Genomic DNA, 253 nt, shown 5'->3' with positions numbered 1-253 from the left:
AGCAAGAAGTGGACGATGCCTATCCGCGACTGGAAAGCGGCCCTGAACCGCTTCACAATCCAGTTCGAAGAGCGGCTAGTGCCGGGTTAAACCTCAACCCGTTTACACAAAATTCCGGACACCCCCTGAACTGGCTGCCCTGGTCGGTGTTGACGATTTCAGGTTGCCCGTATTTCGCAAACGCTTCTTCCAACGCCTCGACAGCGTGCATCGCTTCCATCGTAATCGCCACGCGGTGGGCCAGTACCTTTCG

1 pseudogene is annotated in these 253 nt (G+C 56.5%); it reads right to left on the bottom strand.

Features of this window, described 5'->3' with window-relative positions:
* Positions 1-127: 127 nt before the first annotated feature.
* Positions 128-253: pseudogene (locus tag F6X42_RS43290) on the bottom strand (IS3 family transposase); the annotation flags it as partial.

The organism is Paraburkholderia podalyriae (assembly GCF_014397785.1).
Lineage (GTDB): Bacteria > Pseudomonadota > Gammaproteobacteria > Burkholderiales > Burkholderiaceae > Paraburkholderia > Paraburkholderia podalyriae.
Note: the sequence above shows the minus strand (reverse complement) of the source record. Positions and strands in the feature narration are given on the sequence as shown.